Source organism: Pseudochrobactrum albidum, assembly GCF_051851455.1.
Lineage (GTDB): Bacteria > Pseudomonadota > Alphaproteobacteria > Rhizobiales > Rhizobiaceae > Pseudochrobactrum.
Window position 1 is genome coordinate 18,808 of the sequence record NZ_JBPVTR010000012.1, and the last position, 15,601, is coordinate 34,408.

At 49.7% G+C, this 15,601-nt stretch carries 12 protein-coding genes; 8 read left to right on the top strand and 4 right to left on the bottom strand.

Going from position 1 to position 15,601, the window contains the following annotated elements:
- The first annotated feature begins 51 nt into the window (after nucleotides 1-51).
- Nucleotides 52-927: a methyltransferase domain-containing protein gene (locus tag ACSTTO_RS00765; protein WP_439271196.1), complete on the top strand. Its 876-nt coding sequence runs from the start codon at nucleotides 52-54 to the stop codon at nucleotides 925-927.
- Here the strand turns inward: ACSTTO_RS00765 and ACSTTO_RS00770 are convergent, their stop codons facing one another.
- The 4 genes from ACSTTO_RS00770 to ACSTTO_RS00785 form a co-directional block, all read right to left on the bottom strand.
- The gene (locus ACSTTO_RS00770) at nucleotides 928-1,284 is read right to left on the bottom strand and encodes a hypothetical protein (RefSeq protein WP_439271197.1); all 357 of its coding nucleotides are present in this window, start codon (nucleotides 1,282-1,284) and stop codon (nucleotides 928-930) included. It abuts the gene before it with no gap.
- 122 nt (nucleotides 1,285-1,406) lie between these two features.
- The gene (mutT, locus tag ACSTTO_RS00775) at nucleotides 1,407-1,817 is read right to left on the bottom strand and encodes an 8-oxo-dGTP diphosphatase MutT (RefSeq protein WP_439271198.1); all 411 of its coding nucleotides are present in this window, start codon (nucleotides 1,815-1,817) and stop codon (nucleotides 1,407-1,409) included.
- Between the two features lie 53 nt (nucleotides 1,818-1,870).
- Nucleotides 1,871-3,112, bottom strand: coding sequence for a bifunctional glutamate N-acetyltransferase/amino-acid acetyltransferase ArgJ (argJ, locus tag ACSTTO_RS00780; RefSeq protein WP_439271199.1), 1,242 nt, complete (start codon nucleotides 3,110-3,112; stop codon nucleotides 1,871-1,873).
- 252 nt (nucleotides 3,113-3,364) lie between these two features.
- On the bottom strand, nucleotides 3,365-4,291 hold the full coding sequence (locus ACSTTO_RS00785; protein WP_439271200.1) for a peptidylprolyl isomerase: 927 nt from the start codon (nucleotides 4,289-4,291) through the stop codon (nucleotides 3,365-3,367).
- 413 nt (nucleotides 4,292-4,704) lie between these two features.
- Between ACSTTO_RS00785 and secA the strand changes: the two genes are divergently transcribed.
- The 7 genes from secA (at nucleotide 4,705) to ACSTTO_RS00820 (ending at nucleotide 14,898) form a co-directional block, all read left to right on the top strand.
- Nucleotides 4,705-7,416 carry a preprotein translocase subunit SecA gene (gene secA / locus ACSTTO_RS00790; RefSeq protein ID WP_439271201.1) on the top strand — a complete coding sequence of 904 codons (2,712 nt, stop codon included), beginning with the start codon at nucleotides 4,705-4,707 and terminating at the stop codon, nucleotides 7,414-7,416.
- Nucleotides 7,417-7,522: 106 nt separating this feature from the next.
- Nucleotides 7,523-8,986 (top strand): lipopolysaccharide biosynthesis protein, encoded by a 1,464-nt coding sequence (locus ACSTTO_RS00795; protein WP_439271202.1) that lies wholly within the window; start codon nucleotides 7,523-7,525, stop codon nucleotides 8,984-8,986.
- A 13-nt stretch (nucleotides 8,987-8,999) separates the two neighbouring features.
- The gene (locus ACSTTO_RS00800) at nucleotides 9,000-10,100 is read left to right on the top strand and encodes a GNAT family N-acetyltransferase (RefSeq protein ID WP_439271203.1); all 1,101 of its coding nucleotides are present in this window, start codon (nucleotides 9,000-9,002) and stop codon (nucleotides 10,098-10,100) included.
- Between the two features lie 501 nt (nucleotides 10,101-10,601).
- A complete protein-coding gene (locus ACSTTO_RS00805) occupies nucleotides 10,602-10,844 on the top strand; it encodes a hypothetical protein (protein WP_439271204.1) in 243 nt (80 codons plus the stop codon).
- A gap of 122 nt (nucleotides 10,845-10,966) precedes the next feature.
- The gene (locus ACSTTO_RS00810; protein ID WP_439271205.1) at nucleotides 10,967-12,280 is read left to right on the top strand and encodes a beta-barrel domain-containing protein; all 1,314 of its coding nucleotides are present in this window, start codon (nucleotides 10,967-10,969) and stop codon (nucleotides 12,278-12,280) included.
- Nucleotides 12,277-14,370 (top strand): peptidase domain-containing ABC transporter, encoded by a 2,094-nt coding sequence (locus ACSTTO_RS00815; protein ID WP_439271206.1) that lies wholly within the window; start codon nucleotides 12,277-12,279, stop codon nucleotides 14,368-14,370. Before ACSTTO_RS00810 ends, ACSTTO_RS00815 begins: the two co-directional genes overlap by 4 nt.
- Before the next feature lie 111 nt (nucleotides 14,371-14,481).
- Entirely contained in the window at nucleotides 14,482-14,898 is a 417-nt protein-coding gene (locus tag ACSTTO_RS00820; RefSeq protein WP_439271207.1) for a hypothetical protein, read from the top strand.
- Nucleotides 14,899-15,601 lie beyond the last annotated feature (703 nt).

The window sequence follows — 15,601 nt, forward strand, 5'->3', positions numbered from 1 at the left end:
ACATTGCCGCAACTGCCAGCAAAGCACGAATTTTTCACGGGATGCGGAACAATGCCAGCCAGCGAAACCAGACCGGATACACTCTTTGACAGCCAATTGCTGCAGCAGCGCCTCAAGCGTGCAAAATTGCGCAATATTGCCGGTGCGGATTTTCTTCTGGAACGCTCGGTGCAGGATCTGGAAGACCGCCTGTCAACCATTGAGCGTCATTTCCGCCGTGCCGTCATCATCAATCCCTATACGCCTTCTGCGGCTTTATCTCTTCAGGCTTCAGGCAAGGCAGATATAATTGAAACAACCGATTATCAGCCACAGGGCAATACAGAATATCTGCCGCTTAAAGCACAGAGTGCCGATCTTATCATCTCGCTGCAATCCCTGCATCTCACCAATGACACGCCGGGGCTGATGATGCAGATCAGGCAGGCTTTGAAGCCGGACGGCTTGTTTCTTGGCTGCATGGCAGGCAGCGGCACACTTGGTGAACTGCGCGAGGTTTTGTTGCAGGCAGAATCAGAACTGACGGGTGGTGGCAGCCCGCGTGTGGTACCGCTGGCTGATGTACGCGATGCCGGCAGCCTGTTGCAACGTGCAGGCTTTGCGCTGCCAGTTACCGATATTGAGAATGTAACGGTGCGCTATGATAATATGTTTGCACTTCTGGCTGATATCCGCGCCATGGGCATGGCCAACAGCCTGACGGGACGGGCACGCAAGCCGGTGAGCCGGCGCTTCTTCATGCGGGCCGCAGAAATTTATGCCGAGAGGTTCAGCGATCCGGACGGGCGTATCCGCGCAACATTTTCTTTCATCTGGATGTCCGGTTGGGCGCCGCATGAATCGCAGCAAAAGCCGCTTAAGCCCGGCTCTGCCAAGGCCTCACTGGCTGAAGCCCTGCGCGCCAACACCCTAAAGCCCAAAACATAATCAGCAATCAGGCATTCCTGTGCCATTGTGGCCGGCAGGACAAACCGAAGATGGCATAGGCTGGGGTGCAACACTATGAGTTTGACCGGTTTTTACGGGGTTTTTATGCGCAACAGCCCCGGTTGCCATCCTGTCCACACCAACGGGGAACAATGATTGTGCCGTTTGTTTGCGCGCTTTCTCATTAAGCACAGGCACAATAACCAGACCCAGCGCAATAATTGCCGAGCCAAACAGCAGCATAAAGCGCAACAAACCACTTTTAGCCACAGGCATAAATCCGGAAGAACCGCTATCGTCTTCCTTATAAAAATCCAGGGCAAATTCTGATTGATACTGATTGCGATTGTTACTCATCATCATACTCCGGCGCATTACAGCTACCATGAGCCATGACAGTGAATCATCCCTTAACGTGAACGTAAAAAACCACCTTTAAAGCCCGATATCGCGCCGCGATAATCAAGCTCGGACGGTTTTTACAAAAGATCGATCAGATAGGGAATCAGCGGCTCATCGGCCGGCGGCATAGGATATGAGCGCAAATCCTGCGGCCGCACCCATTTCAGCGCCTGCCCTTCCATGGAGCGGGCAATGCCCTCAAAACGGCGGCAAACATAGAGCGGCATTAAAAGATGGAATTTTTCATAAGTATAACTGGCAAAAGTCAGCGGCGCGAGACAGGCATGTCGGGTGGTAATGCCCAGTTCTTCCTGCAGTTCACGGATCAGCGCATCTTCCGGTGTCTCGCCATTCTCAACCTTGCCGCCGGGGAACTCCCACAAACCTGCAAGATTTTTGCCTTCAGGGCGCTGTGCCAGCAAAATCCGCCCGTCCGCATCAATCAGCGCACAGGCTGCCACCAGCACAATCTTTCTGCCCTCAGTCATCACACCCTGCCTGTTTGCAATATCGAATCATGAACGGAAAAATTTTACCGTCGTCATGACCGGTAATCACCATTGATCGCCACATAGTCCTTGGTCAGATCACAGGTCCAGACCGTAGCTGAGCCCTCGCCCAGACCAAGTTCCACAGTGATGACAATATCCTCACCCTTCATATAATCAGAGGCAGCAGCCTCCGAATATTCAGCATCGCGCTCGCCATCCACGGCCACACGGATATTGCCAAAGCTGATAGCCAGACGATCACGATCCGCAGGCTCGCCGGCCTTGCCGACAGCCATCACCACACGGCCCCAATTGGCATCTTCACCGGCAGCCGCGGTTTTTACCAGCGGAGAATTGGCAATCGACAATGCAATACGCTTGGCAGACACATCAGAAACCGCACCTTTAACAGTGATTTCCAGCATCTTGCGCGCGCCCTCACCATCACGCACCACCTGCAGCGCCAGATTCTTCAAAACCTTGCGCAAAGCGCAATCAAAATCCGCCAGACGCTCATCATCTGTTGCAGTAACCGCAACAGCGCCGCGCTCGGCGGCAGCGCCGGTTGCAAACAGCATCAAACTGTCCGAGGTGGATGTATCACTATCAACCGTCACGGCATTGAAGCTGGAATCCACCGCTTTGGATAGCAGGCTTTGCAACACATCAGAGGCAATCGGCGCATCCGTCACCACAAAAGACAACATGGTTGCCATATCCGGCGCAATCATGCCTGCACCTTTGGCAATGCCGTTAATGGTTACCGGCACTCCCCCGAGCAGCACGGTTTCCGTTGCCACTTTAGGGTAGGTATCTGTGGTCATAATGGCTTTGGCAGCTTCCAGCCAGCCGTCTTCTCCGGCGCGGGCATGCATATCGCCAAACAAATGCGTAAATTTGCCGGCATCCAGCGGCTCGCCAATCACACCGGTTGAAGCAAGAAAAATTTCATGCGCGGCACAATCCAGCACCGCGCAGGCAGCCTTTGCTGTGGCGCTTGTCGTTTCGCGCCCTTTTTTACCGGTAAAAGCATTGGCATTGCCGGAGTTAACAATCACAGCTCTGGCAGTACCGTGTTTCAGGCTCTCACGACAAAAATCCACCGGTGCAGACGGACATTTCGAGCGGGTAAAAACACCGGCAACCGCAGCAGGCCTATCAAACACCATCATCAGCACATCTGTGCGGTTTTTATACTTGATCCCCGCCTCAGCCGTGGCCATTCGCACCCCGGCAATCACCGGCATGGCAGGATAATATTTTGGTGCAAGCGGAGAAACAGACGCAGACATGATTGCCTCAAAGGTAAGAGCATTTCCCGCAAAATTAAAATAATTTCATATCAGGATAATGCGGCTCAAAAATTATTCTTCTGTTCAGAAAGGGCAAATCACCGCCGCCTCCTCCCAGATCAGGGTCAATAAATGACGGATAAGCGCAAAATGCAATCACCTGCTCCAAATATTCAGAGCAGGTGATCATTTTTATCATTTTATGCGATCAATTTACCAGATCGGAATGATAGTTTTCCAAAATGACAGGGCTTATTCCGCTGCCTTGGCCGCAGCATCCTGTGCATCAGCCGCCTCTTTCATTGCTTTGGCAACAGCCTCATCCTCATAGGAGATCTTGGCAGCATCACGCAGCTTTTTAACCATCTCAATATATTTTTCACGGATGATAATGGAGCGCACCTGATCTTTCACCTGATCAAATGCCGGCGGCTGCTGCTGGCGTTTATCTTCCAGCTTGATAATGTGATAGCCAAACTGCGATTTAACCGGTTCTTTGGTAAAGGCGCCGACATCAAGGGCAAAGGCGGCTTTTTCAAATTCAGGCACCATCATGCCCTCACCAAAATAGCCAAGATCACCGCCCTGTGCAGCGGAGCCATCCGTAGAGTTTTCCTTGGCCAGATCCTCAAATTTTGCCCCGCCCTCAAGCTTCTTGATTATGGCTTTGGCTTCATCCTCGGTTTTCACCAGAATATGGCGGGCACGCACCTCATTTTTTGCAGGCATTGCCGCAATTTCCTTATCGTAACGGGCGCGCACCTGCTCTTCGGTTATTTTATCAACAACCTCTTTCTGGAAATATTCATTATGCAGCGCACGATCTTTGAGAAATTCAATGCGTTGCTTGAACTCGGCCCCGTCATCCAGCTTTTCAGCCTTGGCAGCGGCAGCCAGCACCTTGATATCTACCAGCGCGGCAAGGGCGGCAAGACGGCGCTGATCATCCGGCAAGCGGGAAAATTGCGGATCAAGATCATTCGATGCCTGATCAACTTCACCCTGTGTGAGCTTTACACCATTAACAGTGGCAAGCACTTTATTCGGATCTGTTTTTTCTGCCGGTTTTGCCGCAGCCTCGGTTTTGGCTGCATTGTCCTGTGCATAAGCACCGGCTGCGGCCGTTGTCAGCAACAGGCCAGCGGCCAGCTGAATCAGAATTTTACGGGTACGGGTCATAAGTGATTTTCTCCTTCAGGGCACAATCGCCCTATGAATAAGGCAGAATTTTGCCGTTCTTTTTCTCTTGAGCAAAGTCAGACAGGTTTTAAGCCATACTGGCAATTATCTGTACAATATATTTTACAAAAACCTTTCGCAGATCATTGATCAGGGAAGATAACATGCCGGTAATGCAGATAATATTCGCACCTATCCGGCCTGTCTGTGTCGTCAAAACATTGACATCGGGCCCCTCCCCTCTTATCTGTCCATCGGCTTTGCGTCCAGAGAGCTGCCGATCAGAAATTGCGCAAAATGTCTTTCCCGCTGTGCGATTTCTTGCCATAAGTCTCGCATAAACAAATAAAGCCGGTGACAGAGCGCCGCACAGGCGGCGACAACTTGGCTGAAAATTTAAGAAAGGACCAGTGATGGTCAGCTTTGGCGGTCTCGCCCGTATGATTTTCGGCTCATCCAATGAGCGTCGCATCAAAGGTCTTCGTCCTCGCGCAGCAGCAATCACCGCGCTTGAGAAACAATATGAAGCCCTGACAGATGCGCAACTGCAGGCTAAAACGGATGAATTTCGTGCCTTGCTGCAATCAGGTAAAACACTGGATGATATTTTGCCCGATGCATTTGCAACCGTGCGCGAGGCAGCAAAACGAACCCTTGGCATGCGCCCGTTTGATGTGCAGCTTATCGGCGGCATTGTGCTGCATGAGCGCTCCATAGCCGAAATGCGCACCGGTGAGGGTAAAACCCTGATGGCAACCCTGCCTGTCTATCTCAATGCGCTTGAAGGCAAAGGGGTGCATGTTGTTACCGTCAACGATTATCTGGCCACCCGCGATGCCCAGACCATGGGCGTCCTGTATAATTTTCTGGGGCTGAGTGTTGGCGTGATTGCGCATGGTATGGACGATGATCAGAGGCGCGCGGCCTATGCCTGTGATATTACCTATGCCACCAATAACGAGCTCGGTTTCGATTATCTGCGCGATAATATGAAATATGAGCGCAGCCAGATGGTGCAGCGCGAGCATAATTACGCCATTGTTGACGAGGTTGATTCGATCCTCATTGACGAAGCCCGCACCCCGCTGATCATTTCAGGCCCGCTGGAAGACCGCTCAGATTTCTATTCGCTGATTGACACTTTCATCCCGCAGCTTGAGCCGCAGGATTATGAGGTGGATGAAAAGCAAAAGACCGCGATTTTCACCGAAGTCGGCACGGAAAAAATCGAAAAGCTGCTGGATGCGGCCGGCTATCTGAAAGGCGAAAGCCTTTATGATGTTGAGAATGTGGCGGTCGTGCATCATCTCAACAATGCGCTGCGTGCGCATAAACTGTTCCAGCTTGATAAAGATTATATCGTGCGCAATGATGAGCTGATCATTATTGACGAGTTTACCGGCCGCATGATGCCCGGCCGCCGCTATTCTGAAGGGCTGCATCAGGCGCTGGAAGCCAAGGAAAAGGTGACCATCCAGCCAGAAAACCAGACACTGGCTTCAATCACCTTCCAGAACTATTTCCGTATGTATAAAAAACTGGCCGGCATGACCGGTACTGCCGCAACGGAAGCAGAAGAATTCGGCAATATTTACGGCCTTGATGTTACGGTTATCCCGACCAATCTGCCCATTGCCCGTATTGATGCCGATGATGAAGTTTACCGCACAGTGGATGAAAAATATAAAGCCATTGTCCGTGATATCCGTGAAGCCCATGAAAAAGGCCAGCCGGTGCTGGTTGGCACAACCTCGATTGAAAAATCTGAGCTTCTGGCAGAACGCCTGAAAAAGGACGGCGTGAAGAATATTCAGGTTCTGAACGCCCGCTATCACGAGCAGGAAGCCTATATTGTGGCGCAGGCCGGCGTGCCGGGCGCCATCACCATCGCCACCAATATGGCCGGCCGCGGTACGGATATCCAGCTTGGCGGTAACTTGGAAATGCGCGTGAAAGTGGAACTGGCAGATATGCCGGCAGGCCCTGAGCGTGATGCAAAAATTCAGGAAATTAAAGAGGATATCGCCCGCAATAAAGAGAAGGCTCTGGCTGCAGGCGGTCTTTATGTTCTGGCAACAGAGCGCCATGAAAGCCGCCGTATTGATAACCAGTTGCGCGGCCGTTCCGGCCGTCAGGGTGATCCGGGCAAATCCAAGTTTTTCCTGTCGCTGCAGGATGATCTTATGCGCATTTTCGGCTCCGAGCGTATGGATGGTATGCTGCAGAAACTTGGCCTTAAAGAAGATGAGGCCATTGTGCATCCATGGATCAACAAGGCACTGGAAAAGGCACAGAAAAAGGTCGAAGCCCGCAATTTTGAAATCCGCAAAAACCTGCTCAAATATGACGATGTGATGAATGATCAGCGCAAGGTGATCTTTGAACAGCGTCTGGAAATGATGGATGCGCAAGACCTGACAGAAGTTGCGGATGAAATGCGCCATGAAGTGATTGAGGATATGGTTCGTGCCCATATTCCGGAAAATGCCTATGCCGAGCAATGGCGCATTGCGGAACTGAAAGAAGAAGTGGCCAGAGTTCTTAACCTTGACCTGCCTGTTGATGAATGGGCAGCGGAAGAAGGAATTGCTGAAGAACAGATTGAAGAACGCATCATGCAGGCTGCAGACAAGGCTGCTGCAGACCGTGCCGAGCGTTTTGGCCCGCAAATCATGGCCTATGTGCAAAAATCTGTTATTCTGCAGTCACTGGATAATCTGTGGCGTGAACATCTGGTCAATCTTGATCATTTGCGCTCTGTTGTCGGTTTCCGCGGCTATGCGCAGCGTGATCCGCTCAATGAATATAAAACTGAAGGATTTGAGCTGTTTCAGGCCATGCTGGCCAGCCTGCGTGAGGTTGTAACCTCACAGCTGATGCGTGTTGAGATTATGCGGGAGGAGCCGCAGCCGGAACTGCCGGAAATGCACCCGCACCATATTGATACCAGCACAGGCGAGGACGAGTTCAACAACACACCACGGCTTGTTGACACTGAGCGTTATGTTGCACCCGAAGATCGTGATCCGAAAGATCCTTCAACATGGGGGCGCATTGCCCGCAATGAGGCCTGCCCGTGCGGCTCCGGCAAAAAATTCAAACATTGCCACGGCGCTTTTGTTTAAAGCAGCATTGCAATACTATAACAAACACCGCTTGTTTATAACGGGCGGTGTTTTATTTTGCATAAAACACCTAATTTACATTTCAAACTGATCTCGGGGAGAAAGCTTGTCCGCGCGGCTTCACATCATATATCTTGCTGAGAAGTTGCTGCCGGCGCGGCAGGCTGCACAATTGCGCCCTTATCTGTTGCGTGCGGAGCATATTTTTTCAGGCGATGATGAACAGGCACAGGCCAAACGCTCATCTCTTGGCGCATTTATTATCCGCGTGGCAGGCGCAGCGCTGGCGCTGCTTAGCCAGGTGGTTCTGGCGCGGCTGCTGGGCAGTTTTGAATTCGGTATTTATGTGCTGGTCTGGACAGCAACGCTCATTCTTGGCGATCTGGCCTGTTTTGGGTTTCACACCACCATTATTCGCTATGTGCCACAATATTTGCAACAAAGAGAGCCGCATAATGCACGCAGCATCCTGCGCACAGGCCCCGTTTTTGCACTGATCAGCGCAAGCCTCGTAACATTTGCTGCAATCATTATTCTCGATCACAGCCACGGGCATTTTGAAGCCTATTACCGCATTCCCTTTCTGGTCGGCTTTTGCTGTATTCCTGCCATTGCGCTTGGCAATATTTATGACGGTTCGGCACGCTCGCAAGGCTGGATCTTTGCCGCCTTAAGCCCGGGCTATATTATCCGCCCGCTTGCCATGCTGATCATTTTCGGCATTCTGCTGCTCTGCGGGCGCGCACCGCAGGCCTCCACCGCGCTGATCGCTGCCTTTGCAGGCACTGCGCTCACCACAATCGGGCAGCAATTATTCTTGCGTAAGCGCATCCGCCGCACTTTGGCCAAAGCTGCAAAATCCCTGCCCCGCATAAGCCCCGTGCACGCCCCCTCCCTGCACACAAACCCTGTCTGCTCCGGCCTTTTACGGGAATGGATAAGGGTTTCCCTGCCGATTTTCCTGATCGAGGGTTTTTTCTTCCTGCTTATCAATATTGATGTGTTGATGGTTGGCCGGCTGACAGACCCGGACAGTGTTGCCACCTATTTTGCGGTTACCAAAGTGCTGGCACTGGCACATTTTGTTTATTTCGCGGTCAAATCCAGTGTCGCACAACGCTATTCACAATTGCTCCATGCAGGTGATGAGGCAGCTTTCAGCAATTTTGCCCGCAATACCGCCCGTTGGACCTTTTGGCCAACCCTGTTACTTGGCATTTTACTGCTCATTGCCGGCTGGCCGTTGCTCGCTTTATTCGGCTATCAGTTCACCCATGGCTACCCGTTATTATTCATTTTAATTCTCGGCGTTATAGCGCGTGCCAGCGTCGGCCCTTGTGAGAGCCTTTTATCCATGTCCGGCAATCAGAATATTTGCGCCCTGCTCTATGCAGCAGCGTTATTTATCAATATCCTGCTTAATCTGACACTTATTCCGCTTCTGGGTTTAAGCGGCGCTGCCATAGCCACGGTTTGCGCCATGGCAACTGAAGCCGCCACTATGTCCTATGCTGTGCGCAAACGGCTTGGCATCACCATGTTTGTTTTTGCACCATCCGTAAAACAATAATCATAGGCTGGATATGCTGGATATTTATCATAAAGATGAGGCACTGCGCTGGCTTGAAAATATTCAGCCTTATCCGGCGCTTATTGAACCTAATATTTTCAATCATCCGGATTTTTTGCACCCCGCATTCCGCATATTTGCAGATAATAACTGCCGGCTGCTGGCAGGCAAGCTGCCACAAGGCATATTTCTTTTGCCTTTTCAGGTCAGGCGCGCAGGCTTAGGCATAAGAAAAGCCATTTTCGGCTGGATCCATATTTATGCCACGCAAGGCACACCGCTGATCAGCGCCTCCGCCATGCCGGAAATACTGGAAATGATGCTCACACGTTTCAACCGGCCTGAACACGCCCTGCCCGATACGCTGATATTACCGGATATCAATCTTGATGCGCCTTTTGCACGGGCACTGCATAATCTTGCGCAAAAGCATAAATTGCCGCTGCATATATTGCGTAAGCAAGCCCGCGCTGTACTCTCTTCTCAGGCAGCGCCGGAAGATTATCTGGCCCGTGCCATCGGTAAAAATCATTTACGTGAATATCGCCGCCAATGGCGCAGATTATCTGAAACCGGCGAGCTCACTTATCAGGTAATAACAGAAGAAAACGCTGTAACAGCCTGTTTTGAAGATTTTCTTTTGCTGGAAGCTGCCGGCTGGAAAGGCAAACGCGGCACAGCATTTTTAAACAGGCCAAAAGATGCCGGTTTTGCCCGCGCGGCCGTTCGCGCATTGAGTGCCCGTGGTCAGGTGCAATTGCATAGTTTGATGCTGGATAAACGGATGATTGCCGGACTTGTCGTCTTTATTGATGCGGGGCAGGCATGGACATGGAAAACCGCCTATAATGAGGCCTTAAAACCCTATTCCCCCGGCGTTTTACTGATGATTGAAACGCTGAAAACCCATTTGCAGGATCCGGCACTGCACCTGACAGATTCCTGTGCCGTGCCTGATCATCCGGTTATGTCGCGCCTGTTTCATGAACGGCAATCCTTTGGCACGGTTATTCTGGGCTTGACCGGAAGAAGCGAAAACAACATCCGTAAAATTTCAGCGCAACTGAGGCATTATGACCAGATCCGCAAATTTATCCGCACATTGCGCAAATAAAAATGCAGTTTCTTCATCTGGCGCATCCCCGGCTGTGCGGGGAACACTTTGCCTGTAGTCTATTGATTTACAAATCATATTTGCAATGTCAAAGATCGTACCAACTTTTTAGCGCAATAAAATCAGCTTCATGTGGTCTTTACAGGTGGAGAAAAACAACTGCCTTCTGGCGATGGACTCCCCCCACCATCACAGCCTTTTTTCAGTGGTATGGAACCAGACTTACCATCTTCTACAAGCAATCAAGACAACAACCCAAACGATAGTTAGTGTAACTGTTACTTCTATATGATCCATAACAAACCGTAACCAATGAGTAACACGCTATGAAACTTTCAATGGGACAAGCCGCGAAAGAAGCGGGTGTAACTAAAACGTCCATTTCAAGAGCCATAAATTCTGGGCGTTTATCTGCTGATAAGATTGACGGTATCGGTTACCAAATAGATCCTGCTGAATTATTCAGGATGTTCCCCCGTAACCGTACCACCAAACCCTAAAATGGAACGAACCGTTACAGCTAAAGTAACACCTGAACACACTATAAGTAACCCCTCGGAAATGCTGCGCCTTGAAATGGAGAATATAGCCCTCAAAAGAGAGATAGACTTGCTCAAGGAACAAATTGTTGACCTGCGTAATGAGCGGGATGATTGGAAGAAACAAGCTGCTGTTATTAAGATAATTGAGGACATGCGGCCCCAATCTCCCTTCTGGTCAATATTTAAGCGTTCATCAAAATGATTTAGAATTTTTCCTTTGCATAAATTGTTAAATATAAATTGTATATAATATTCAAGTATTTGACTTATCCTATTGGCATTGCTCTCATACTTTTATGAATTTTAATAATTTCAAGAATTTTCATGAAAAACGCATCAAAAACGGATGATGTCCATTCTCCTTTGTACCGACCAGAGGCTATTGCTGCACGGCGTGATGCGTGGCTGGGTCACCCTAAATTATTGCAGCCTATTCCTGTCGTTGTTGCGACTGGAATAGGTGTGATTGTGATTGCTTTGATTGTCAGCTTTCTGACTTTCGGTAATTATACACGGCGTGTGCGTGTTCATGGAGCGGTTGTACCAAGTGCCGGCATGATGCATGTTTTCACACCGCAAACCGGTCGTATCATCAGTAGCATAACTGCCGAGCATGGCCGTGTGCAACTTGGCGACCCGCTCTTTACAATCAGCACGGATACAACAACGGGATTGGGCGAAACCGAACTGGTTGTAAAAGAGCAGCTTCAGAACCGTATTTCAGAGCTTGAGAAGGCGATTATGCAACGTCTTCAACTGGATCGCGTTGATAAGCAGGGGCTATCTGAGCAGGAAAGCGCCGTTCAAAATGAAATAGAGCGCGTGAAAGCCCAGATTGCGCAATCAGAAGACTATATTTCTATTCTGCAACCGCGTGTCGATAAATACCGTAAACTGATCTCTCAGGGTATTGCGCTAGAGCGGACTTTCGAGACAACACAACAAAGCTATATGCAAATCCGCCAAGAATTGGAAAGTCAGCGCCGCCAACACGTTCAGCTTATTGGGCGATTGGCTGAAATCCGTGCGAAACTGGCAGGCTTTGATGCTTCCGCCGCAATAACACTCGGCGAACTCCGGCAACGCATTGCAACCCTGAAAGAACAACTGGCTCAGGGTGAGGCCAGACGCTCTATCCTTATTACAGCACCAGTGAACGGAACAGTGGCAGCGCTTCTTACTCATCAGGGGCAGGTCGTTGCTGCCGGTACACCGCTCGTCTCTGTCTTGCCTGAAGGCGAGAAAATGGAAATCCACCTCTTGGCTGAAAGTAGTGCCATAGGCTTCATCCGAGAAGGCGTATCCGTGTTGTTGCGCTATACCGCCTTTCCCTATCAAAAATTTGGTCAATATGGCGGGAAAGTCACCAAAGTCTCGCGTGTCACCTTGCGCCAGAATGAAGCTGATATTGATGCCCTTGCTGCGCAACCAAAGCAAACTCCGGCTTTGTACCGGATTACTGTTATGCCGGATCAGCCTCATGTTATGGCCTATGGAAAAGCTGAAGCTCTGCGGTCTGGCATGGGCGTAGAAGCTGATCTTTTGCTGGATACGAGGCCGCTTTATCAATGGATATTGGAGCCGCTCTATAGCCTGCGTGGCCGTGTATCCGGTCAATCAGCGGATACACCATCATGAGCGCGGGTTTAAATCTCTCACTTTCTTTACGAAGACGTATGCCGGTAATTTTACAGACGGAGGTTGCCGAATGTGGCCTCGCATGTCTGGCAATGGTGGCTGGTTATTATGGTCACAATATTGATCTTGGAGCCTTAAGACGGCGGTTCTCGGCCTCGATGAAAGGTCTATCACTTCTTGATCTGTCGCGTTTTGCAACCGGTCTGTTTCTGGCAACCCGACCCGTTCGTGTTGAGATTGACGAACTATCCAAACTTCATATGCCGTGCATCCTGCACTGGAAATTTATCCATTATGTGGCTCTGGAGAGAATCACTTCAAAAGGTGCCTATATCCATGATCCGGCGCACGGTCGGCGCTGGATCACGCTGAAAGAGCTATCCGAAAGCTTCTCCGGCATCGCGCTCGAACTCTGGCCTGCGGAAGGCTTTGAGCGCAAGGTCGAGAAAGAACGTATTCGCCTGACCGATCTGTTTCGGCGCATCGTGGGCTTAAAACGGGCGCTGCTACAGATTTTCTTACTGTCTCTGTGTCTTGAAGCTATTGCGCTGCTTTCTCCGATTGGTTCCCAGATCATCTTTGATGAAGTGATCGTGGCCGCCGACCATGATCTTCTCACACTGGTCGCAATCAGTATGGGAACCCTTGTAGTGCTACAGGTCATATTCGGCTTGTCCCGTTCATGGGCAACCCTGATTATGGGGACAAATCTCAGCCTGCAATGGACGACAGCGCTGTTTGACCACATGCTGCGCCTACCACTGTCCTATTTTGAAAAACGACATGTTGGCGATGTGGTATCGCGCTTTGGATCGCTGGGGCGCATTCAATCCGCGCTCACAACAGACATGGTCAGCGCTGTGCTGAATGGTATTATGACCATCGGCGCACTGATTATGATGATCCTTTATGGTGGCTGGTTGGCGCTCGTAGCCTTCGGCACACTTGCAATCCATTTGCTTATACGTGTTGCTGCATATCGCCCATATCGCGCAGCCAATGAAGCGGCCATTATTCAACACGCCAAGGAAAATTCCCACTTTATTGAAACAATACGCGGTGTTGCCAGTATCAAGACACTTGATCTGCATGAAAGGCGCAGAGGCACATGGCTCAACCTGCTTGTGAATGCCATCAATGCTAATCTTCAGATACAAAAGCTGGATTTTGTCTTTGGCACGGTCGGCACATTCCTAGCTGCTGCCGATGGTATTATCATGCTGGTTATCGGTACCCGTTTTGTCATGAACGGCTCAATGACGATTGGTATGCTCATTGCATTTATAGCCTATAAAGATCAGTTTGTTGGCCGTGTCGGTGCCTTGATCGGTCTGGTCATCAGCGTGAAAATGCTGAGCCTTCATACTGAGCGTATTGCAGACATTGCCTTGGCGACACCGGAGGACGCACCAACAACCAAACTATTTCCAACAGGTCAATCTCAACCGGAACAGTCCGTGCTACTGAGCGTTCAAAATGTACATTTCAGCTATGGTGAAGGACTGCCTAAAGTGCTGGAAGCCGTCAGCTTCGATGTGACAGCCGGTGAATGCCTCGCTATTACTGGTGCATCTGGGTGCGGTAAGACAACACTGCTGAAAATCATGGCCGGATTGATCACACCGAGTGAGGGTAAAATTCTACTCGGTGATGTTGATATCAACCAGCTCGGCACCGTGAACTATCGCCGGAGCATTGCAACAGTTTTACAGGACGACCAGCTTTTTGCAGGCACGATTGGCGAAAACATTGCCTGTTTTGATTCAGAAGCAGATCAAGCTTGGATTGAGGAATGCGCAGAGCTGGTTGCCATGCACGATGAAATCATGGCGATGCCTATGCGCTTTGACTCCTTTGTTGGCGATATGGGTAGCACCTTGTCAGGCGGGCAAAAACAGCGTTTGTTTTTAGCCCGTGCCCTCTACAGACGACCGTCTATTCTGTTTTTGGATGAAGCCACGAGTGCACTGGATGAGGCTAATGAACAGCGTATCAATCAGGCTGTCTCTCAACTCAAAATCAGCCGCATTCTTGTTGCGCACCGCCCATCAACAATTGCTCAGGCATCGCGCATTATTAAACTCGGATAAATCCGTATAGTACTAAAGAATAATCATCTTTCTTATTCATACCCAATTTATAGGCATAACAGGAAATATACATAGCTGCTATTCTTTGCTCCTTAATAGGAGGATAAATCTATGCGCATTTTATCAATGGAAGAAATGAGCCTTGTTGTCGGTGGTGGTCGTCTGGATTCAGCAGATCATGATGGTACGAATAACGACTCAGGATCATCGCGAGGCGGGAATGGCGGTTCCAGCTCATCAGGTGGCCATAACGATAATAGCGGATGGGGTAAAGATATTGGGAATGCCATTGGATCAGTAGCAGGTGGACTTGCTGGCGGAGCTTCTGGATCAGTAGTAGGTGGGTTAGCCGGATCCGCGGCAGGTGGACTTTTGGGCGGGCGACTTGGCGATACAATAGAAAACAACATTAATTCTGGTGTCTCACCAGATTATGGCGAATACAATGCAATGGGTGACTATTCAGGTCGTGGCGGATATGGCAGCGGCAGAGGAGACGGTGATAGCGGTGGTCGCGGTCACGACTAGATAAATTTATGGAATAAAATGGTGTTAAAATGAATAAATACATTTATCTTATTCCATGGGTGGTTATCAATCCTTTAGTTATTCTTTTTTTTCCTTATGAGTATATTGGAGTTGATAGAAAATACTCTGACATTGTCGTTGTATTATCACCATTAACAATAGCCATTATTTGGTATTTTCTTGATCGTTATCTTAAAAACATCAAGATATAATAGCAAGTTGCGGCTCCGCGCCCTCAAACGCGCTGTAGGAGCCGCGATGAATCACAGACTCCACCCGTTATCCTTCTCCAACCGCTCACGTTCCTGACGCTGCTGGCGTAAGCGCTCCGCTTCCTGCGCCTCGGCGCGGTCTTCCACCTTGAAGCTGCCGTGGCACTGCGCCCTTGGTGGAAGATGATTGCAGAGCAATAATTTAATTATTATTTATTTTTTATAACAGATGATTTATATTTATATAATTCATACAATGATAGTGGCAAAGATATTGGTACAACTGTCAATATTGCAGCCTTAAAATAAGTATATTGCTCAATATTAAATCCAAAATTATTTGTTAACATTAGGCTCAGGACCTATTAAATTGGTTGCATGACGAGTGGTGAGTTGATTCAATGGCGACATCAGGAGGCGTTGCCATGAGTGATTTGTTTTGGTGTCGCCGGCGCAGATGCGGCGGATTGAGCCATATTTTCCACTGTCGC

What these genes read in the sequence shown, in the direction of transcription:
- ACSTTO_RS00770 (WP_439271197.1), bottom strand. Translation starts at nt 1,284, where the DNA reads ATGAGTAACAATCGCAATCAGTATCAATCAGAATTTGCCCTGGATTTT.
- ACSTTO_RS00810 (WP_439271205.1), top strand. Translation starts at nt 10,967, where the DNA reads ATGAAAAACGCATCAAAAACGGATGATGTCCATTCTCCTTTGTACCGA.
- ACSTTO_RS00765 (WP_439271196.1), top strand. Translation starts at nt 52, where the DNA reads ATGCCAGCCAGCGAAACCAGACCGGATACACTCTTTGACAGCCAATTG.
- ACSTTO_RS00800 (WP_439271203.1), top strand. Translation starts at nt 9,000, where the DNA reads ATGCTGGATATTTATCATAAAGATGAGGCACTGCGCTGGCTTGAAAAT.
- argJ (WP_439271199.1), bottom strand. Translation starts at nt 3,112, where the DNA reads ATGTCTGCGTCTGTTTCTCCGCTTGCACCAAAATATTATCCTGCCATG.
- ACSTTO_RS00785 (WP_439271200.1), bottom strand. Translation starts at nt 4,291, where the DNA reads ATGACCCGTACCCGTAAAATTCTGATTCAGCTGGCCGCTGGCCTGTTG.
- ACSTTO_RS00820 (WP_439271207.1), top strand. Translation starts at nt 14,482, where the DNA reads ATGCGCATTTTATCAATGGAAGAAATGAGCCTTGTTGTCGGTGGTGGT.
- secA (WP_439271201.1), top strand. Translation starts at nt 4,705, where the DNA reads ATGGTCAGCTTTGGCGGTCTCGCCCGTATGATTTTCGGCTCATCCAAT.
- ACSTTO_RS00815 (WP_439271206.1), top strand. Translation starts at nt 12,277, where the DNA reads ATGAGCGCGGGTTTAAATCTCTCACTTTCTTTACGAAGACGTATGCCG.
- mutT (WP_439271198.1), bottom strand. Translation starts at nt 1,817, where the DNA reads ATGACTGAGGGCAGAAAGATTGTGCTGGTGGCAGCCTGTGCGCTGATT.
- ACSTTO_RS00805 (WP_439271204.1), top strand. Translation starts at nt 10,602, where the DNA reads ATGGAACGAACCGTTACAGCTAAAGTAACACCTGAACACACTATAAGT.